Origin of the sequence: Sphingomonas profundi, from assembly GCF_009739515.1 — a bacterium.
Lineage (GTDB): Bacteria > Pseudomonadota > Alphaproteobacteria > Sphingomonadales > Sphingomonadaceae > Alterirhizorhabdus > Alterirhizorhabdus profundi.
The window spans coordinates 2,802,249-2,821,480 of the sequence record NZ_CP046535.1 but is presented as its reverse complement, the minus strand read 5'-3'; the positions used below and the strand labels follow the sequence as shown (position 1 = coordinate 2,821,480).

21 protein-coding genes are annotated in these 19,232 nt (G+C 70.9%); 12 read left to right on the top strand and 9 right to left on the bottom strand.

Annotated elements, in window-relative coordinates:
• The first annotated feature begins 58 nt into the window (after nt 1-58).
• The 7 genes from GNT64_RS13455 (at nt 59) to GNT64_RS13425 (ending at nt 4,882) form a co-directional block, all read left to right on the top strand.
• The gene (locus GNT64_RS13455) at nt 59-307 is read left to right on the top strand and encodes a hypothetical protein (RefSeq protein ID WP_156679981.1); all 249 of its coding nucleotides are present in this window, start codon (nt 59-61) and stop codon (nt 305-307) included.
• 5 nt (nt 308-312) lie between these two features.
• Complete coding sequence (locus tag GNT64_RS13450; RefSeq protein ID WP_156679980.1) at nt 313-663, top strand: DUF3140 domain-containing protein; 351 nt, start codon at nt 313-315, stop codon at nt 661-663.
• A 194-nt stretch (nt 664-857) separates the two neighbouring features.
• A complete protein-coding gene (gene ispG, locus GNT64_RS13445) occupies nt 858-2,003 on the top strand; it encodes a flavodoxin-dependent (E)-4-hydroxy-3-methylbut-2-enyl-diphosphate synthase (RefSeq protein ID WP_156679979.1) in 1,146 nt (381 codons plus the stop codon).
• A complete protein-coding gene (locus tag GNT64_RS13440; RefSeq protein ID WP_231639006.1) occupies nt 2,000-2,893 on the top strand; it encodes a DMT family transporter in 894 nt (297 codons plus the stop codon). The genes ispG and GNT64_RS13440 overlap by 4 nt, the downstream gene beginning before the upstream one ends.
• The gene (locus GNT64_RS13435) at nt 2,890-3,366 is read left to right on the top strand and encodes a GNAT family N-acetyltransferase (RefSeq protein ID WP_156679978.1); all 477 of its coding nucleotides are present in this window, start codon (nt 2,890-2,892) and stop codon (nt 3,364-3,366) included. The genes GNT64_RS13440 and GNT64_RS13435 overlap by 4 nt, the downstream gene beginning before the upstream one ends.
• A 154-nt stretch (nt 3,367-3,520) precedes the next feature.
• A complete protein-coding gene (locus tag GNT64_RS13430) occupies nt 3,521-4,522 on the top strand; it encodes a hypothetical protein (RefSeq protein ID WP_156679977.1) in 1,002 nt (333 codons plus the stop codon).
• Nucleotides 4,523-4,549: 27 nt separating this feature from the next.
• On the top strand, nt 4,550-4,882 hold the full coding sequence (locus GNT64_RS13425) for a hypothetical protein (RefSeq protein ID WP_156679976.1): 333 nt from the start codon (nt 4,550-4,552) through the stop codon (nt 4,880-4,882).
• 189 nt (nt 4,883-5,071) lie between these two features.
• Here GNT64_RS13425 and GNT64_RS13420 read toward each other — a convergent pair whose 3' ends face one another.
• From GNT64_RS13420 to GNT64_RS13410, 3 genes are all read right to left on the bottom strand, one after another.
• Nucleotides 5,072-5,647 carry a DNA-3-methyladenine glycosylase I gene (locus GNT64_RS13420; protein WP_156679975.1) on the bottom strand — a complete coding sequence of 192 codons (576 nt, stop codon included), beginning with the start codon at nt 5,645-5,647 and terminating at the stop codon, nt 5,072-5,074.
• Complete coding sequence (locus tag GNT64_RS13415) at nt 5,644-6,075, bottom strand: DUF1810 domain-containing protein (RefSeq protein WP_156679974.1); 432 nt, start codon at nt 6,073-6,075, stop codon at nt 5,644-5,646. The genes GNT64_RS13420 and GNT64_RS13415 overlap by 4 nt, the downstream gene beginning before the upstream one ends.
• A gap of 72 nt (nt 6,076-6,147) precedes the next feature.
• Entirely contained in the window at nt 6,148-6,777 is a 630-nt protein-coding gene (locus GNT64_RS13410; protein ID WP_156679973.1) for a YbhB/YbcL family Raf kinase inhibitor-like protein, read from the bottom strand.
• Nucleotides 6,778-6,850: 73 nt separating this feature from the next.
• On the opposite strand from GNT64_RS13410, the gene xth reads away from it, so the two are divergent.
• Together xth and GNT64_RS13400 are read left to right on the top strand one after the other, a co-directional pair.
• Nucleotides 6,851-7,651, top strand: coding sequence for an exodeoxyribonuclease III (xth, locus tag GNT64_RS13405; RefSeq protein ID WP_156679972.1), 801 nt, complete (start codon nt 6,851-6,853; stop codon nt 7,649-7,651).
• Nucleotides 7,651-8,067, top strand: a complete 417-nt coding sequence (locus tag GNT64_RS13400; protein ID WP_156681628.1) for a secondary thiamine-phosphate synthase enzyme YjbQ — start codon at nt 7,651-7,653, stop codon at nt 8,065-8,067. Before xth ends, GNT64_RS13400 begins: the two co-directional genes overlap by 1 nt.
• Before the next feature lie 221 nt (nt 8,068-8,288).
• Here the strand turns inward: GNT64_RS13400 and GNT64_RS13395 are convergent, their stop codons facing one another.
• The 6 genes from GNT64_RS13395 to GNT64_RS13370 all read right to left on the bottom strand — a co-directional run bounded on the left by GNT64_RS13395 (nt 8,289) and on the right by GNT64_RS13370 (nt 15,575).
• Nucleotides 8,289-10,601, bottom strand: coding sequence for a xanthine dehydrogenase family protein molybdopterin-binding subunit (locus tag GNT64_RS13395; protein WP_156679971.1), 2,313 nt, complete (start codon nt 10,599-10,601; stop codon nt 8,289-8,291).
• Nucleotides 10,598-11,587, bottom strand: a complete 990-nt coding sequence (locus GNT64_RS13390; RefSeq protein ID WP_156679970.1) for an FAD binding domain-containing protein — start codon at nt 11,585-11,587, stop codon at nt 10,598-10,600. Before GNT64_RS13390 ends, GNT64_RS13395 begins: the two co-directional genes overlap by 4 nt.
• Nucleotides 11,584-12,090, bottom strand: a complete 507-nt coding sequence (locus tag GNT64_RS13385; protein WP_156679969.1) for a 2Fe-2S iron-sulfur cluster-binding protein — start codon at nt 12,088-12,090, stop codon at nt 11,584-11,586. Before GNT64_RS13385 ends, GNT64_RS13390 begins: the two co-directional genes overlap by 4 nt.
• 73 nt (nt 12,091-12,163) lie before the next feature.
• Nucleotides 12,164-14,272, bottom strand: coding sequence for a PAS domain S-box protein (locus GNT64_RS13380; RefSeq protein ID WP_156679968.1), 2,109 nt, complete (start codon nt 14,270-14,272; stop codon nt 12,164-12,166).
• Nucleotides 14,269-14,886 (bottom strand): cysteine hydrolase family protein, encoded by a 618-nt coding sequence (locus tag GNT64_RS13375; RefSeq protein ID WP_156679967.1) that lies wholly within the window; start codon nt 14,884-14,886, stop codon nt 14,269-14,271. The genes GNT64_RS13380 and GNT64_RS13375 overlap by 4 nt, the downstream gene beginning before the upstream one ends.
• Nucleotides 14,887-14,939: 53 nt before the next feature.
• Nucleotides 14,940-15,575 carry a hypothetical protein gene (locus GNT64_RS13370; RefSeq protein ID WP_156679966.1) on the bottom strand — a complete coding sequence of 212 codons (636 nt, stop codon included), beginning with the start codon at nt 15,573-15,575 and terminating at the stop codon, nt 14,940-14,942.
• Between the two features lie 81 nt (nt 15,576-15,656).
• Between GNT64_RS13370 and GNT64_RS13365 the strand changes: the two genes are divergently transcribed.
• The 3 genes from GNT64_RS13365 to GNT64_RS13355 are packed head-to-tail and all read left to right on the top strand — an operon-like array spanning nt 15,657 to nt 19,197.
• Complete coding sequence (locus GNT64_RS13365; protein ID WP_156679965.1) at nt 15,657-16,310, top strand: response regulator transcription factor; 654 nt, start codon at nt 15,657-15,659, stop codon at nt 16,308-16,310.
• Nucleotides 16,307-18,802 carry an ATP-binding protein gene (locus tag GNT64_RS13360; protein ID WP_156679964.1) on the top strand — a complete coding sequence of 832 codons (2,496 nt, stop codon included), beginning with the start codon at nt 16,307-16,309 and terminating at the stop codon, nt 18,800-18,802. Before GNT64_RS13365 ends, GNT64_RS13360 begins: the two co-directional genes overlap by 4 nt.
• Nucleotides 18,802-19,197, top strand: a complete 396-nt coding sequence (locus GNT64_RS13355; RefSeq protein ID WP_156679963.1) for a response regulator — start codon at nt 18,802-18,804, stop codon at nt 19,195-19,197. The genes GNT64_RS13360 and GNT64_RS13355 overlap by 1 nt, the downstream gene beginning before the upstream one ends.
• Nucleotides 19,198-19,232: the final 35 nt, after the last annotated feature.

The window sequence follows — 19,232 nt, the reverse complement described above, 5'->3', positions numbered from 1 at the left end:
GGGGAAACCGGCGGCGGTTCGGGCGTTCGACAGGCGAAGCGACGAGAGGAACGAGATCATGGCCGACGAACAGAAGGTGCAGGCCGGTGGCGGCGACGGCAAGGCCGGCGCGCCGGACGGGGTGAACAACGCGAAGGCCGGCAGCGGCGGCGAATCGGCCGGCGGCGCCTATCCCAATCCGCACGATCCCGCCGATACGGAGGGCCGCTCGCTCGGCCATGGCGGGCAGAGCGACATCGGCTATACCGGCCCCGGCCAGATCGACGGCAAGCCCGTGCCCGGCGCCACCGGCGGCCAGGGCGGGTGACGGCGATGAGCGACGACCACGCCGAGATCTACCGCGACTTCAACGATGCCGTGAACATGACGCCGGCCGCCCTGGAGACCTTTCTCGACAGCGACGACAGCAAGCGCGTCGGCTGGAAAGGGGAGGACGGCAAAGGATCGGGCGAGTCGGTGGGCCACAAGTCCGGCCGGCGCATCGTGGAGATCAAGCGGCGCAAGAAGGCCGACCTGACCGACGACGACTATGCCCACATGAAGAAGGTGGTCGGCTACGTCGCGCGCCACTGCGCCCAGGGGCCGCAGAAGGAGGAGGACAAGGAGCATAGCGACTGGCGCTACTCGCTGATGAACTGGGGACACGACCCGTTGAAGACGTAGGTGAAGGGTCGCGGGCGATCGCCAGCCGGTCTCCTCGCCTTGCCGGTCTATCGCGCGACCAGAAGGGTGATCCCACCTCGTATGAGGTTCGGCCGCGACCCAGAGGCGTGCGGTCCGAAGCTAATGTCATCGCGCCGCCGCGCGGGTTGATTTATAGGGCGGCTACACTGCTGACAGACGAGACGGGATTTTCCATGTCCATCCGCCCCTGGCGCGATATCGCGCGCCGCACCTCGCGCAAGATCATGGTCGGCAACGTGCCCGTCGGCGGCGACGCCCCCGTCACCGTGCAGACGATGACGAATACGCCCACCAGCGACGCCGCCGCCACGATCGACCAGATCCGCCGCTGCGAGGCGGCCGGGGCGGACATCATCCGCGTCTCCTGCCCCGATGTCGAATCGACCGCGGCGCTGCGCCAGATCGTGCGCGCGGCGCAGGTGCCGATCGTCGCCGACATCCACTTCCACTACAAGCGCGCGCTGGAGGCGGCGGACGCGGGCGCCGCCTGCCTGCGCATCAACCCCGGCAACATCGGCTCGAACGAGCGGGTGGCGGAGGTGGTGCGCGCCGCCAAGGCCAATGGCTGCGCGATCCGCATCGGCGTGAACGCCGGCAGCCTGGAGAAGGACCTGCTGGAGAAATATGGCGAGCCCTGCCCGGAGGCGCTGGTCGAGAGCGCACTCGACCATATCAAGCTGCTGCAGGATCACGATTTCCACGAGTATAAGGTGGCGGTGAAGGCGTCGGACGTGTTCCTCGCCGTATCCGCCTATATGGGCCTGGCCGAGGCGGTGGATTGCCCGCTGCACCTGGGCATCACCGAGGCCGGCGGCCTGATCGGCGGCACGGTGAAGTCCGCCATCGGCATCGGCAACCTGCTGTGGGCCGGCATCGGCGACACGATCCGCGTCTCCCTCTCGGCCGAGCCCGAGGAGGAGGTCCGCGTCGGCTTCGAGATCCTGAAGGCGCTCGGCATCCGCAACCGCGGCGTGCGCGTCGTCTCCTGCCCGTCCTGCGCGCGGCAGGGGTTCGACGTGATCCGCACGGTGCAGGCGCTGGAGGAGCGGCTGCAGCATATCCGCACGCCGATGTCGCTCTCCGTGCTGGGCTGCGTGGTGAACGGGCCGGGCGAGGCGCGCGAGACCGACATCGGCGTCACCGGCGGCGGCAACGGCAAGCACATGGTCTATCTGTCCGGCGTCACCGATCACCACGTGCAGGATGCCGGCATGATCGACCATATCGTGCGGCTGGTCGAGGCCAAGGCGGCCGAGATTGATGCCGGCCGCGCGGTGGCGGCCAGTGCGAGCGGAGCGCACGCCCAGGCGGCCGAGTGACGCGCCCGCGGCCGGCCATGGCCTTTGCCGTGGCGACGGCCGGGATCGCGGTGTTCAGCTGCATGGATGCGGTGATGAAGGGGCTGTCGCTGGAGATCGGCACCTATAACGCGCTGCTGTGGCGATCGCTGGCGGGCACGCTGATGGCCGGCCTGCTCTATCTGCCGCGTGGCCCGGCGCGGCCGTCGCGGGCGGCGTTGCGGCTGCATGTCACCCGCGGCGCGGTGATGGCGGTGATGGCGGTGCTGTTCTTCTGGGGGCTGGCGCGCGTACCGATGGCGCAGGCGGTGGCGCTGACCTTCATCGCGCCGCTGATCGCGATCTTCTTCGCCGGCGTGCTGCTTGGCGAGCCCGTGCACAGGCGCGCCGTGATCGGATCGCTGGTGGCATCGGCGGGCGTGCTGCTGATCCTGTTCGGCCAGACGCGGGCGGATCTCGGCCGGCAGGCGCTGCTCGGGTCCGCTGCGATCGTGGTCTCGGCGATCTGCTATGCGTACAACATCATCCTGATGCGGCGGCAGTCGCTGGTGGCGGACGCGCGCGAGGTGGCGTTCTGGCAGAGCCTGATCATCGCCGGATTCCTGGCGCTTGCCGCGCCGTTCCTGGCGGTACTGCCGGCGGCGCGGCACGTGCCGATGCTGGTGCTGGCGGCGCTGCTCGCCACCACATCGCTGCTGGCGCTGAGCTGGGCCTATCGGCGCGCCGCAGCCTCCTACTTGGCACCGGTGGAATATACCGCCTTCCTGTGGGCGAGCATCCTCGGCTACCTCGTCTTCGCCGAGAAGGTGGCACCGCTGACGGTGGCCGGCGCGGCGCTGATCGGCGCCGCCTGCCTCTACGCCGCCCGCGTGAGGCCGGTGGCGATGGGCAATCTGGAGGCCGCCGCATGACCCTGTCCGTCCGCCCCGCCGCGCCGGCGGATGTCGCCGCGATGCTGCGCCTGATCGTGGCCCTGGCCGTGTACGAGCGGGAGCCCGACGCGGTGAAGGCGACGCCCGAATCGCTGCGCGAGACGATGTTCGGGCCGCACGCCAAGGTGTTCGCCCATGTGGCGGAACTGGACGGCGCGATCGTCGGCGTGGCGCTGTGGTTCGAGACCTATTCGACGTGGACGGGGCGCCCGAGCCTGTACCTTGAGGATCTGTTCGTGGCCGAGGCGGCACGCGGCACGGGCGCCGGGCGTGCGCTGTTCCGCGCGCTGGCGCGCGAGGCGAAGGCGCGCGGCTGCGCCCGGATCGACTGGGCGGTGCTCGACTGGAACCAGACGGCGCGCGGCTTCTACACCGCCATCGGCGGCTTCCACTCGACCGGCTGGGAGCCGTGGCGACTGGAAGGCGAGGCGCTGGACCGGCTGGCGGAATAGCCGACGACATCCCGCTTCTCCACTGTCCCAAGTAGAGACGGACGGGCGGGACAATTGACTTCGCCGCTTGCTGGTCCATAGCAAGTCCAGGAAGAGCCGGTGCCCGTCGCTGGCCGGGGCCGTCATGATCCTTTGTCGCCGATCCGCCGTCCTGATGCTCGCTCTGGCGATCACCGGCTGCGCGGAGAATGCGGTGCGGCTGGATCATGCGCATGCCGTGTCCGAGAAGGCCGATCTCACTAGCCGGCAACTGCGCGATTACTATGCCGACGTGGAGGCGCGACGCCGCGAGACGGCGGCGATCGTCGTCGCGAGCGAGCCGAGCTGCCCGCCCGCCGCGCGGCTGCGCGTGCAGATGCCGCGGCAGGAAGCCGCCGCCGGCACGCCGCTCGCCCCTTTCTGCTACGGCCGGGAAGGGCCGCGGCTGGGCTATGACACCTATCTGCTGGATCTCGGCCCGACGCCGCAGACGGCGCGGGAGGCGCGCGCCGCGCTGGTGACGGCGGTGGTCGATTACGGCGTCGCGCTCGCCAAGATCGTGGCCGATCCGAACGCGGACGTGGAGGGCGAACTGGCCCGCTTCGCCGAACGGGCCGATCGCGTCGGCAGCTTCGTCGGCCTCGTCGCCGGCAAGGACGTGCCGAGCCTGGGCGACGCGATCGACAGCGGCAAGGGCAAGGCGATCCGGGATCTGGCGGTGTTCGCCGAGAAGCTGGCGCACGAGGCGCGGCAGGTGGCGGACGTGCGCGCGATCGTGGCGGCCGAGGGCGTCAACGTCGACAATGCGCTCGCCCTGATCCTCACCGACATCGAGGTGCGGCGGCCGAACGAGACGGCCAGCCTGCAGCTCGACCAGGCGGCGGCGCTGCGCAACGCCTATCTGCGCGAGCGCGAGCGGATGAGCTTTTCCGAGCGGCGGCAGCTGATGCGGATGATCCTGGATACCGAGGCGGACGGCGCGGTGCAGGCGCAGCAGGAGGCCGCCCTCGCCAGGGCCGTGCAGGAGACGCAGGAGGCGCAGTTGGCGCTGCGCCAGGCGCTGCTCGACTCGCGGCACTGGAGCAAGGAGATGCGCGACAAGGCCGCCGCCGAGAATCTCGATCGGCTGACGCGGGCGCTGGGCCTGATCGCGGGGCTGGGGCGCGCCTTCATCTAGCGGCGCTTGGGGGCAGGGAGGCTGGCGGTGGCGACGGCGGACGAGATCATCAAGGCGGCCCACATCCTCATCAAGGCGCTGGACGCGCTGCTGCAGGATGCCGACTTCATGGACTTTCCGGTGCTCGGGCGGCTGCCGTTCCGCCTCTCGGCGGCGATCCAGCAGTTCGAGCGCACCTTCCCCGTCGGCGTGTCGCGCAGCGATTTCGCGCGGATCGAGGCCGAGATCGGCGAGGCGGCGGCGCGGGCGGGGACGATCCGGCCGACGGTCGCCGACGTCAACGATTTCCTGCGCGAGGCGTTCGAGGCGATCGACCGCCTGGACGCCGCCGTGGCCCACCGCATCGCGCCGACCGCCTAGCCAGGGGCGCTTCTACACTCATCTTTTGCATGTCCGCTCATCCTGAGGAGGGGCTGAGCGGAGGCGAAGACCCGTCTCGAAGGACCGTCCATGTCCTTCGAGACGCCATTGCGACACGCCCAATGGCTCTTCAGGATGAGCGGTGTGCGGAAAGCCGAATGTCGATACGCCTGGCATCCGGTCCGGGCGTCACGCCCGCGCCACCTCGGCGCGGCGGAAGCAGGTGGCGGCGTGATCGTTGACGATGCCGACGGCCTCCATCCAGGCATGGACGATCGTCGGCCCGACGAACTTGAAGCCGCGCGCCTTCAACGCGCGCGAGACCTGCTCGGACAGTGGCGTCTTCGTCGGCAGGGTGACGCCGTCGCCCGCCAGCGGCGCGCCGCCGGTGAAGCCCCAGCAGAAATCGGCGAAGTCCTCGCCCGCCGCCGCCGTCTCCAGATAGGCGCGGGCGCCGCCGATCGTCGCTTCGATCTTGGCGCGGGAGCGGATGATGCCGGCGTCGCCGAGCAGGCGCGCGACATCCGCCTCGCCGAAGCGCGCCACGACCTGCGGATCGAACCCGGCGAAGGCGGTGCGGAACGCATCGCGCTTGCGCAGCACGGTAATCCACGCGAGCCCCGCCTGGAACCCGTCCAGCATCAGCTTTTCCCAGAGCGCGCGGCCGTCACGCTCCGGCACGCCCCACTCCGTGTCATGATAGGCGCGCATCAGCGGATCGGTGCCGGCCCAGGCGCAGCGGGGCCGGTCCGGCGGCGGCGTCACCGCACCATTTCGCCGGCGAGCAGGTCCAGCGTGGCCGGATCGCGCCGGCCCTCGAACCAGCGGTCGAGCGCGGCGGCGAACAGCCGCTCGCCCCCCGCCTCGGCGAACAGGGTGAGGGAGGAGCGCAGCTTCACCGCGTCGATCGACCCGAACACCGCCTCCGCCGTGGTGCCGACGAGATCCTGCAGCGCCGCCACGCACTCGCGCAGCCGGGCGCCCAGCAGCGGGTGGGCGAGATAGGCGCGCGCCTCCTCCAGAGAACCGATCGCATAGCGGCGCGCCATGTCGCTGCGGCCGAGCCCCGCCATCTGCGGGAAGACGAACCACATCCAGTGGCCGCGCTTCTGCCCGCGCCGTATCTCCGCGAGCGCCGCGTCGAACGTGGCGGCCTGGGCCGCGACGAAGCGATCGAGATCAAAGTCGGTCACGCCATCCTCCCCCATCCAAACCTCGCCCCGCCGGCACAGTGGCGCATGTAGAACAAACACGCAACACCCGGATCAGGCGGGTGCGGCGCCCGGCACCACGCCCTCGGACCCGATCATAGCCGCTTCGCCGCGCGAATAGGTGCCGATCAGCACACCCGCCGCCAGCACCCGCCCGGCCATGGCCGAGACGAGGGCGGAACGGCCGGGGCCCTTGCCGAGCGGCGGCGTATCGGCCAGCGCGAACAGCTGGAAGACGTAGTCGTGCGCGCCGTGGCCGGTCGGCGGGTCGGGCGGCAGCCAGCCCTCCGCGAAATAGCTGTTGCGGCCGACGTCGCGCCCGTCCGGCCCGCCGCTGCCGTCGGCGACGATGGCGCCCTCGGTCAGCCGCCGCTCGTCCGCCGGCAGGCCCCAGACGATCGCGTGCACCAGCGGCTGCGGTGCCGGCGCATCGGCATCCTCGACGATCAGCGCCAGGCTGCGCGTGCCCGCCGGCACCTCGCCCCACAGCAGTGGCGGGGACAGGCCGGCGCCATCGGCGGTGAAGCGTTCTGGCAGTCGACCGCCGGCGGCGAAGGCGGGGCTGGAGAGATCGATCGCCTGCGCGCCAAGGCCAAGCTCCGCCTGCGCGACGACGAGCTTGCCGTGGCCGGCGCGCGCGCGGCGCAGCATCGCGCCCAGCCAGTGGGGAACATGTTCGAGCATCGGCGGCCTCCTTCTCCCGATCAAACCCGCATCGTGCGGGAACGCTCCGCCCCGATCGCGGATTGGAAGGGCGGTGAAGATCGCGACCTACAATGTGAACGGCGTGAACGGCCGCCTGCCGGTGCTGCTGCGCTGGCTGGAAGAGGCCGCGCCCGACATCGTCTGCTTGCAGGAGCTGAAGGCGCCGCAGGAGAAGTTTCCGGAGTCGGCGATCCGCGCGGCCGGCTACGGGCCGATCTGGCACGGGCAGAAGAGCTGGAACGGCGTCGCCATCCTTGCGCGCGGGCACGATCCGGAGGAGACGGTGCGCGGCCTGCCCGGCGATCCGGCGGACGTGCAGAGCCGTTATATCGAGGCGGCGGTCGGCGGTGTCCTGATCGGCGGCCTCTATCTGCCCAACGGCAATCCCCGGCCCGGCCCCAAGTTCGACTACAAGCTGGCATGGATGGAGCGGCTGATCGCCCGCGCCGCCGATCTCGTCGCGCTCGATGCGCCGGTGGTGTTGGCGGGCGACTATAACGTGATGCCGACCGACGTCGACGTCTACAAGCCGGAACGCTGGCGCGAGGATGCCCTGTTCGCGCCGGAGGCCCGCGCCGCCTTCTTCCGCCTGTGCGATCAGGGGTGGGTGGATGCGCTTCGCACGCTGCACCCGGACGAGACGATCTACACCTTCTGGGACTATTTCCGGAACGCCTATGCCCGCAACGCCGGGCTGCGCATCGATCACCTGCTGCTGAACGCCGCCGCCGCCGCCCGGCTCACCGGCGCGGGGGTGGACGCCCATGTGCGCGGCTGGGAGAAATCGAGCGACCATGCGCCGACGTGGATCACGCTGGGGCCGAAGCCCCGCGCGCGCCGGCGGCCCGCATGATGCGGCAGGCCGGCGGCGAGATCGTGGTGGCGGACACGCGCCCGGGGCTCATCGAGATCACCGATCGGGTGGCGGCGTGGGTGGCCGGGCAGGGGATGCGCGACGGGCTGCTCACCCTGTTCTGCCGCCACACCTCCGCCTCGCTGCTGATCCAGGAGAATGCGGCGCCGGCGGCGCGACGCGATCTGGAGGCGTGGATCGCCCGCGTCGCACCGGAGAGCGACGCCTACGAGCATGACGACGAGGGGCCGGACGACATGCCCGCCCACCTGCGCGCCGTGCTGACCGGCGTGCACCTCTCGATCCCGCTGGCTGGCGGGCGGCTGGTGCTCGGCACGTGGCAGGGCATCTATCTGTGCGAACACCGCCGCCGCCCGCACCGTCGCACCATCGCCCTGCACCTGATCGGCGAATGAGGGGGTGGCGTTACCCCGGGCGGTGTCCATCCCGATCGAGCATCGGGCCTGTCATGCCGAACCCGTTTCAGCATCCACCGCGCGCGACATGCGGCGAAAGCGCGGATGAGGCGGTAAGTCTCAACGTCACGCTGCCGGAGAGCGGTAGACCCTGAAACGAGTTCAGGGTGACACGGTAGTCCTGCCTGCGCCCGGCCTCGTCCAACCCGGCCGCCGTCCGCCTACATCAGTTTGTCCAGCGTGATCGGCAGGTCGCGGATGCGCTTGCCGGTGGCGTTGTAGATCGCGTTCGCCACCGCCGCGCCTACGCCGGTGATGCCGATCTCGCCGATGCCGCGCGCGCCCAGCGGGCTGTGGGGATCGGGCGCGTCGGTCCACAGGATCTCGATGTCGGGCACGTCCATGTGCACCGGCACATGATATTCGGCGAGCGAAGGGTTCATCACGCGGCCGGTCCGCTCGTCGAACAGCGTCTCTTCGGTCAGGGCCAGGCCGAGGCCCATGATGATGCCGCCGCGGAACTGGCTGCGCGCCAGCTTGGCGTTCAGGATGCGGCCGCAGTCGAACGCGCCGAGAAAGCGCGAGACGCGCGTCTCGCCGGTGACGGCGTTCACCCGCACCTCGCAGAATTGCGCGGCATAGGAGTGCATCGAGTAGCGCATCACCTCCAGCGGCGCCGGCGCATCGGCCTCCGCCACCACCTCGCCGCGCTGCGCGCGGGCAAGGATCGAAACGTAGCTCTCGTGTACGTCGGGCGCATCGATCTTGCCCAGGCCGCCGTCGCGCCCTTCCACCTCGTTCGCCTTCAAGCCGGCCAGCGGCGAATCGTTGCCGGCCAGTTTCAGCAGATCGGCGACCAGCGCGTCGTTCGCCGCCATCACGGCGGCGGCGACGGACGCCGTCTGCGAGGAACCGCCGGCGATGCTGCCGTGCGGCAGGCTGGTGTCGCCATATTCGAACGTCACCCGATCGATCGGCAGGCCCAGCCGCTCGGCTGCGTGCTGCGCCTGCACCGTCATCGTGCCCATGCCCATCTCGTGCGTGGCGCATTGCACGGTGGCGCGGCCGTCGGCGGTCAGGCGGATGCGCGCGGCGGCGCCCGGCATGCGGTAATAGGGATAGGTGCCGGTGGCGCAGCCCACGCCGATCAGCCACTCGCCCTCGCGGCGGCGGCCCGGCGCCGGATCGCGGCTGCTCCAGCCGAACCGCTCGGCGCCGGCCGCATAGGCTTCGACGAGATGGCGGGCGGAGAAGTCATGGCCGCTGGTGGGATCCTTCGCCGGCTCGATCCGCCGGCGCAGCTCGATCGGATCGAGCGCCATCGCCTCGGCCAGCTCGTCGATCGCGCATTCCAGCGCGTAGGTGCCGACCGACTCGCCGGGCGCGCGCATGAAGGTGTTGGCCAGCATGTCCATCTCGGCCACCTCCTGCTCCAGCCGGAAGGTGTCGGCGGCGTAGAGGTGGCGGGCGGGGAAGCTGAACTGTTCCGGGCAGCTGTTGTGCGCGGTCATCGCGACGACGCCGGAGTGGATCAGCGCCGAGAGCGTGCCGTCCGCCTTCGCGCCCAGCGCCACGCGCTGCTCGGTACAGGTGCGGCCGCCGACGATGCGGAACACGCTCTCCCGGCTCAGCATCATGCGCACCGGCCGGCCGGCCAGGCGGGAGGCGGCCGCCGCCAGGATCTGGTGATCCCACAGGCACTTGCCGCCGAAGCCGCCACCCACATAGGGCGACATCACGCGCACCTGCTCCGCCTTCAGGCCGAACACCATCGCCAGCGTGGCGGCGGTGGCGTTCACCAGTTGGGAGGCATCGTGGACGATCAGCCGATCCTCCTCCTCCCACGTCACCGTGCAGGCGTGCAGCTCGATCGCATTATGGTTGTAGCGCGGCGTGGTGTAGCGCAGGTCCACCTTGTAGGCGGCGTCGCGCAGCGCGGCCTCGGCATCGCCGATCTCCAGCAGAGGCGGCTCGCCGAGGATCGACGCGGGCGGGTGCGCCTTGGTCTTCGCCTCCGCGAACGAGGTGATCGCGGGTTCGCCCTGATAGGTGACGGCGATCAGCTCCGCCGCCGCGTCCGCCTGCTCCTGCGTCTCGGCGAGCACCACCGCGACGGGCTGGCCGTTCCAGTGGATCCGGTCGTCCTGCATCACCGGCAGGTCGCTGGCGCCGGCGGCGTCGGGCACGGTCATCATCAACGGCGGCGGCGACATGCGCGGCGCATTGCGATGGGTCATCACCAGCGCCACGCCCGGCGCCGCCTCCGCCGCCGCCGTATCCAGCGCGCTGATGCGGCCGCGCGGCACGGTGCTGTGGACGAGGGCGGCGTAGAGCATGTTCTCCAGCGGCACCTCGGCGGCGAAGCGGGCCTTGCCCTGCACCTTCAGCGGCCCGTCCAGCCGGCTGACCGGCGCGCCGAGCTGGCCGTGCTTGCGGATCAGCGGATCGGGCGTGCCGCCGGGCAGCCACCGTTCCGGCGCCAGGCCCACGGCGGTCTTCATCAGCGCCTGCGCGGCGTCCTGGATGATGCTCATGCGGCCTCTCCCGTCAGTTCGTTCAAGGTGGCGACGATCACGCGCTTCGCCAGCTCGATCTTGAAGCCATTGTCCTTCAGCCCCGTCGCATCCGCCAGCTCGGCCTCCGCCGCCGCGCGGAAGGCGGCCTCGGTGGCGGGCTGGCCGCGCAGCGCCGCCTCGGCCTTCTCCGCCCGCCACGGCTTGTGGGCGACGCCGCCCAGCGCCAGCCGCACGTCGCGCACCGTGCCGTCTCCGGCAAGATCCAGCGCGGCGGCGACGGAGACGAGCGCGAAGGCGTAGCTCGCCCGGTCGCGCACCTTGCGGTAGGTGGATCGCGCGGCGAACGGCAGCGGCGGCAGCGATATGGCGGTGATGAGCTCGCCGGGGCGCAACTCCGTCTCGATATGCGGCGTGCCGCCCGGCAGGCGGTGCAGCGCCGTCAGCGGCAGCGCGCGGCCGCCGTCCGGGCCCTCCAGATGCACCGTCGCGTCCAGCGCCGCCAGCGCGACGCACATGTCTGACGGATGGGTCGCAACGCAGGCGGGCGATGCGCCCAATATGGCGTGGATGCGGTTGAAGCCGTCGACGGCGTCGCAGCCGGCGCCCGGCGTACGCTTGTTGCAGCGCGCGGCATCGTCGTAGAAATAATAGCAGCGCGTGCGCTGGAGCAGGTTGCCGCCCACCGTCGCCATGTTGCGGATCTGCGCGCTGGCGCCGGCCAGGATGGCGCGGGCGAGCAGCGGATAGCGCTCTCGCACCGTGCGGTCGGCCGCCACCGCGGTGTTCTTCGCCGCAGCGCCGATCAGCAGCCCGCCATCGTCCTGCGCCTCGATCGCGGCGGAGAGGCCGGTCACGTCGACCAGCGAGGTTGGTCGCGCGATCGTCTCGCGCATCAGGTCGACCAGGTTCGTGCCGCCGCCCAGATAGGCGCCGCCGGCATCGGCGCCGGCCAGCCGCACGGCGGCGGCGGCATCCTCGGCCTTCGCATAGCTGAACGCGATCATCGCGCATCCTCCGCATATAATGCCGTCACCGCCTCGACGATGCCGTTATGGGCGCCGCAGCGGCAGAGATTGCCGCTCATCCGCTCGCGTACCTCGTCGTGGCTGAGGGCGATCGTGCCCGCGGCGAGATCCTCCGTCACCACGCTCGGCACGCCGCGCCCGATCTCGGTCGCCATGCCGATCGCCGAGCAGATCTGGCCCGGCGTGCAGTAGCCGCACTGGAAGCCATCGTGCACGATGAACGCCTCCTGCAGCGGGTGGAGGCCGTTCTCGTCGGCCAGCCCCTCGATCGTCACGATCTCGCGGCCCTGATATTGCACGGCAAGCGCCAGGCAGGCGTTGATCCGCTCTCCTTCGACCAGCACCGTGCAGGCGCCGCACGCGCCCTGGTTGCAGCCCTTCTTCGTGCCGGGCAGGCCGAGATGATCGCGCAGCAGATCGAGCAGCGACGTGCGCGGATCGAAGGCGGCCTCCACGTTCCGGCCGTTTATGGTGAAATGCATTGGCTTCGCTCCGGGGGTTGGAGGCGTGGGATGTCGGGTGCGGCGGTCGGCCGTGGCGCAGGGCCGCGCGGCCTCAGTCCGGCTCCCGCTGCAGGCGTGCCGCGCCCCGCTGGAGCACGGCCGAGAGCTGATCGATCGAATAGGGTTTGTGCAGCAGTTCGAACCCGTAGCTGCCATGTTTGGCGAGCACGCTGCTGTAGCCGCTGGTGAGAATGACAGGAAGGCCAGGGTAAAGCTGGCGGACCGATTCGCCAAGCTCGATCCCGGTCATGCCCGGCATCACCACGTCGGAGAAGACGATGTCGAAGCGGCCGGCATCCTTCTCCAGCTCCGCCAGCGCGGCGGCGCCGTCGGCGGCGAGCACGGTGTGGTGGCCCAGCTCGCGCAGCGCCTGCACGGCGAACGCGCCGACGTCCGGATTGTCCTCCACCACCAGCACGCAGGCACTCTTCGCCGGGACGCCGGCCACGGCCGCCGGCTCGGCCTCGGCGGCGCGGGCGGCGGCGCGCGGCAGGTAGATGGTGAAGGTCGATCCCTCGCCCTCCACGCTCTCGACCATCACGTCGCCGCCCGATTGCTTGGCGAAACCGAACACCTGGCTGAGGCCCAGGCCGGTGCCCTTGCCCACGTCCTTGGTGGTGAAGAACGGCTCGAAGATCTTGTCGATCCGGTCCGCCGGTATGCCGCAGCCGGTGTCGCGGATCGCCACGGCGACGAACTCGCCCGCCACCGCCGGGTGGGATCGCACCGCCGGCATGCCGGAGACGGCGCCCAGCGTGATCCTGATCGTGCCGCGCCCGGCCATCGCGTCGCGCGCATTGACCGCCATGTTGACGAGGGCGGTATCGAACTGGCTTGGATCGGCATCGACCAGGCACGGGTCGCCGCCCGGCTCGACCGTCACCTCGATCTGCGATCCGGTGAGGCTGTGCAGCATGTCGCGCAGCGCCAGCACATTCTCGCCGGCATCGAACACCACCGGCTTCAGCGCCTGGCGCCGGGCGAAGGCGAGCAGCTGGCTCGTCAGCTTCACCGCCCGGTCAGCCGTGTCGGAGATGGCATCGGTGTAGCGCCGCCGCTTCTCCTCGGTCAGGTCTGGGCGACGCAGCAGATCGACAGAACCCTTGATGACGGTGAGGAGATTGTTGAAGTCATGCGCCACGCCGCCGGTCAGCTGGCCGATCGCCTCCACCTTCTGCGATTGGCGCAGCGCCTCCTCGGTCCGGATGCGGGCGTCCACCTCGCGCGCGACATGATCTTCCAGCGTGGCGTTCAGCGCGCGCAGCTCTTCCTCCACCAGGCGCTTGTCGGTGCGGTCGCGCAGCACCTTGACGAAGCCGTTGGCGGCCCCGGCCTCGTCACGCAGCACCGTCACCTGCCCGTCCGCCCAGAAACGCTCGCCATTCCGGCGGACATGCCAGCGTTCGTCGCGCCCGGCGCCGGTCTCCAGCGCCATCGTCATCTCGTGCGCGGGCCGGCCGGCGGCGATGTCCTCCGGCGTGAAGATGCGATCGAGCGGCTCGCCGATCATCTCGGCCTTCTCCCAGCCCAGCGTGCGGGTGGCGCCCTCGTTCCACTGGGTGATGCGGCCCCGCGGATCGGTCGAGACGATCGCGAAATCGGTCGCGCTGTCCAGGATCTGGCGGTTGCGCGCCTCCGCCTCCTGCTCGGCGCGCTGGGCCAGGATGCGGGCCGTGACCTCGTTGGTGAGGCACAGCATCCCCGCCACCGCGCCGGCATCGTCGTAGATCGGGGAGAAGGAGAAGGACCACCACGTATCCTCCGCCTCGCCGTAGCGGGCCATGGGGATGTGGAAGTCCTCGAACTCGCTGCCTTCGCCGGCCAGCGCCCGCGCGACCATCGTGTCGATCGCGGGCCAGGCATCCGCCCACAGATCCCTGAAGCCGGCGCCCATCGCCTGCGCCACGCGCGGGCCGAGCAGCGGGGCATAGGCGTCGTTGAAGAAGAAGGTCCGCTGCGGCCCCCAGACGATGTACATGGATTCCGGCGAAGTGAGGATGAAGCGCAGCATCGCCGCCAGCGCGGGCGGCCAGCCCGCCTGCGGCCCCAGCGGATGCGCCGACCAGTCGACCGCCGCGACCAGTTCGGCGGCGGTGCCGCCGCGGCTGACGAACGGTGCCGCCCCAGCGCGGTCGATCGCCGTGTCGCCGGCCGTCGTCATGCCGCGTCGCCCGCGCCGGAAAGCGCCGCCAGGAAGGCACGATGGTCCATCGGCCGCGAGAACATCGGAAAGTCGCGCGTGGTGGCGACGCGCTGCTCCTCCTCACCCACGGTCGCCGTGCAGTCGACCAGCGTCACCACGTCATAGCCGCGCTCGTAGGCGGAGCGCATCGTCGATTCGACGCAGCAGTTGGTGAGGAAGCCGGCGAGGGCGACGGTGGTGATGCCGCGCGCCCGCAGGATGAAGTCCAGGTTGGTGGTGGCGAAGCAGTCGAGCCCCTTCTTGCCCTCGATCACCACGTCGCCCAGCTGCGGCCGCAGCGGCTCGACGATCTCGGCGCCCCAGCTGCCCTGCCGGAACGCGCCCGCATCCACCACGCCCTTGAGGATGCCGTAGGGCTGGCGCGGCAGTTCCGGATAGCCCTCCGCAAAGGCGATCGGCGCGAGCATCACCGTGGCGCCCGCCTGCCGCGCGCCATCCGCCAGCGCGATGCTGTTGGCGAGCATGCCGCTGCTCTCCATCACCGCACGCACCGCCTCGTGCTGGGCGCCGCCGGGCGAGACGAAGTCGTTCTGATACTCGATCATCACCACGGCGGTGGTCTTCGGCGTCATGCCCGGCTCCTGAAACATGCGTTAATAGCGCGCGGCTCCCGCGTCCGTTCCCGTCAGGGTGCGGCCGGCGACGGCGCGGCGCGGGCCGAAGCTTCGCGGTCGATCGCGGCGATGGCGATCCGCGCGGTGCGCCGGGCATCCGGCCAGGCGCCGGCATCGCCCTCGGACAAGGCGAGCCAGTGCCGGCCGACCTCGGCGAAGCCCAGCGTGCCGGCCACACCGGCGATGCGGTGGGCGAGGCCCCCATCACCTTCCGCCCCGTTCGCCGCATCGAACCGCGCGACCGCATCCGCCAGTTGGGCGCGCAACGCGGCCACCATGCCGGCCAGCGCCTCCTGACCGAACAGGCCGGCGAGCCGCCGCGCCCCGGCCATCACGTCGCCCGGATGCCAGCGGCGCAGGGCGTCGGCGAGGTCCGCGTCGGTGTACCCGGCGGGCAGTCGCTCGTCCGCCGGCGCGCCGCCGCCGATCCGGATGAGCGGGGCGGAGCCGGATATGGGCGGGCAGCCGTCATCCCCGATCAGCACCAGTGCTGCGCCCGTCCCCTCCTCGGCCGAATGGACGACCCGCCATGCGTCGCCGGCGGCCGATGCGACGCGGGCGCATAACAGTGGATCGTGACTGACAAGAAACAAGGTTATCGGCGCATTTACCACCAGAATGACCACACAATGATAGTTGCCTGCCACCAGGGCTCGACACAAAGCGTTCGGGTAGGGAGAATGATCCAAGATGGAGCGGGTGCGCAGACACCCGGGGGTGCAGGGAGTATGATGGTGGAACGGGGCGGCCATGTGCTCATCGCAGACGATCATCCGCTGACGCGGGAGGGGCTCTCGCTGGCCGTTCGTTCCGCCTTGCCGGGCATCGCGGTGGACACGGCGGGCACGATCGCGGAATCGGAGACGGCGCTTGCCGCCCGCAAGGTCTACCGCCTGATCCTGCTCGATTTCATGCTGCCCGACGCGCGCGGCTATTCCGGGCTGCTGCGCCTCCAGTATCTCGCCGGCGGCACGCCGATCGCCGTGGTGTCGGCGCGGGAGGACATGCAGCTGGTGGAGGCGGCCAAGGCGCTTGGCGCGGCCGGCTTCCTGTTCAAGAGCCGCCCGCTCGACGAGATCGCGACGGCCGTGCGCCGCATCGAGGGGGGCGAGAGCATGTTTCCGCCGCAGGTCCGCTCCAGCGACGTCATCAGCGGCGCGCGCTCGCGCATCTCGGACCTGTCGGGCGCGCAGCTGAAGGTGCTGCTGGCGCTGGCCGACGGGCGCCTCAACAAGCAGATCGCCAGCGATCTGGCGATCACCGAGGCGACGGTGAAGGCGCATCTGACGGCGGTGTTCCGCAAGCTGGGCGTCACCAACCGCACGCAGGCGCTGCTCGCCATGCAGCCGCTGCTGGGCGATGCCGGGGCGATCGCCGAGTGACCCGGCGGGAGCAGCGCGCGGAACTCGCCGGCCGGGCGCCGTCGCTCGCCCGCTCGCTGCTGGCGGCGTCGATCCTGCCATTCCTGTTCGTCGGGCTGATCGTGTGGCTGGGCGCCGAATATCGCCGGGCGGAGACGGTGCGGACACAGGCGCGCGCCTCGTTCGACCGGCGGATCGACGCGATCACCCTGCTGTCGCGGATGAAGGATGCGGAGACGAGCCAGCGCGGCTTCGTCATCACCGGCTCGCCCGCCTTCCTGCTGCCCTATGCGCCGGCCCGCGCCGCGATCGAGACGACGCTGGCCGCCGGCCGGCCGCGGGCGTTCGACGCGGCGCAGGCCCGCCGCCTCGCCATGCTGCGTGCGCTGACGGCGCGAAAACTCGCCGAAATGGATCGGATCATCGCGATCCGCCGCACGCGCGGGCTGGACGCGGCGGCGCAGGCGGTGAGCAGCGGCCTGGGCGAGCGGCTGATGGACCGCATGCGCGCCGTGGCCGGCGAGATGATCGCGGCGGAGGAGGCGCTCGGCAAGCGGCAGGTGGCGGCCTATACCGAGCGCAGCCGGCTCACCCGCGATCTCGCCTGGATGATGCTGGCCGCGCTCAGCATCCTCCTCATGATCGGCCTCACGGCGCTGGTGCGGCTGCGGCAGGCGCGCCACGCCGCCAAGGTGGAGGCGTTCGAGGCGGCCGAGCGCAACCGCACGATCCTGGACAGCACGATCGACGCGCTGCTGATCCTCAATCCCAGCGGCACGATCGAGACGATGAACGCCGCCGCCACCTCGATGCTCGGCTATGCCGAGAACGAGCTCAGCCGGCGCGACGTGGCGGTGCTGCTGGATATCGCGCCCGGCAACGGCAGCTTCCACACGCGCGTCGGGCTGGTGGACGGGCAGCTGCGCGCCTCCTTCTTCGCCGATCGCGCCGTGCGCCACCGCGACGGCCGGCTGATCCCGGTGGATGTCGCGATGGGGGTGATGAGCCTGCCGAGCGGCGACCACATCGTCGCCTCGCTGCGCGACATATCCGAGCGCAAGCGCATCGAGCGGATGAAGGACGATCTGATGTCCACCGTCAGCCACGAGCTGCGCACGCCGCTGACGTCGGTGGTGGGCGCGCTGGGGCTGCTGCGCGCCGGATCCGCCGGTGCCCTGCCGGATGCCGCCCGCCGGCTGATCGAGATCGCCGAGAACAACTCCCGCCGGCTGATCCGCCTGATCAACGACATGCTCGATATCGACCGCATCGAATCGGGCAAGCTGCACGTGGCGCGCGATCCGATCGACCTGTGCGACGTGGTCGCGCGCGCCTGCGAGGGCAGCGAGGGGCTGGGCGCTGCGGCCGGCGTGCGGATCGAGTGCAGGCTGCCGAACGCCGCCGTGATCGTGGCCGGCGATGCCGATCGGCTGCTGCAGGTGGTGACGAACCTCGTCTCCAACGCGGTGCGCGCCTCGCCGCAGGGCAAAGCGGTGACGATCGGGCTCGCGGTGACGGCGGCGGGCAAGGCGCTGGTGACGGTGGACGACGAGGGACCGGGCATCCCGCCCGCCTTTCGCGAGCGCATCTTCGGCCGTTTCGAGCGAGCGGAGCGTGATGACGGATCGGTCGGCACCGGCCTCGGCCTCGCCATCTCGCGCGAGATCGTCTCGCGCCACGACGGGACGATCTGGTTCGAGGATCGTAGCGGCGGCGGCACCCGCTTCGCCTTCTCGATCGATCTGCGGCGCAGCGCGGGCACCGACGTGCTGGGCGATACGCGCCTGCTGATCTGCGAGGACGACGATGCGATCGCCGAGATACTGGAGGCGTTCGTCGCCGAGGAGGGCTATGCCAGCGAACGCGTGGCCAGCGCCGAGGAGGCACGCGCAGCGCTGGCGGCGCGCAGCTACAGCGCGCTGCTGCTGGACCTGAAGCTGCCGGGGGAGGGGGGCCTCTCGCTCGCGCGCACGCTGCGCGATCAGGTGCCGCCGGTGAGCCTGCCGATCATCATCGTCTCGGCCAGCGCGCCGGAGACGATCGGCGGCGGCGCGACCCCGCTCGACATCGTCGACTGGATCGAGAAGCCGCTGGAGCCGGAGCGGTTCGCCGCCGCGCTGCGCACCGCACTCGGCCGATCGGGCAGCAAGCGGCCGACGATCCTCCACCTCGACGACGATCAGGACGTGCTGGACGTGGTCGCCGCCGGCCTGCAGCCGGAAGCGCGCATCCTGAAGGCCACCGATCTCGGCACCGCGCGCCATCTGCTGCAGACCGAATCGCCCGACGTCGCGATCCTCGATCTGCAGCTGGCCGACGGATCGGGGCTGGATCTGCTGCCGATGCTGGTCGGCGCGGACGGCCTCGCCATCCCGACGATCGTCTACTCGGCGCAGGACATCTCGGCCGAGGCGGCGCAGCGGGTGGATGCGGTGCTTGTGAAGGCGCGCGGATCGCTGCCCGATCTCGCGGCCACCGTGCGGCGCGTGGTGCGGCAGCGGGAGTTGCAGTGATGGGCGGCATCCTCAACATCCTCTACGTCGACGACGACGACGATATCCGCGCCATCGTTGAGATGGCGCTGGGGCTGGATCCCACCATCCGCGTGCGGCTGGCGGCCGGCGGCGCGGCGGCGCTGACCCTGCTGGCGGGTGGCGGCTGGCGGCCCGAGGTTATCGTGCTGGACGTGATGATGCCGGGCATGGACGGGCCGACCTTGATGACGCACCTGCGCCAGCAGCCCGATCTGGCGCATGTGCCGATCCTGTTCATGACGGCGCGCGGCCGCGCCGCCGACGTGGCGCGCTATATCGAGCAGGGCGCGGTCGGCGTGATCCTGAAGCCGTTCGATCCCGTCACGCTGGCGCAGCAGATCCGCGCGCTGGTGCCGGCGGGCGGCGCGGCATAATCGACACCAATTCGGCAGCATCGGCCGCGCCGTCA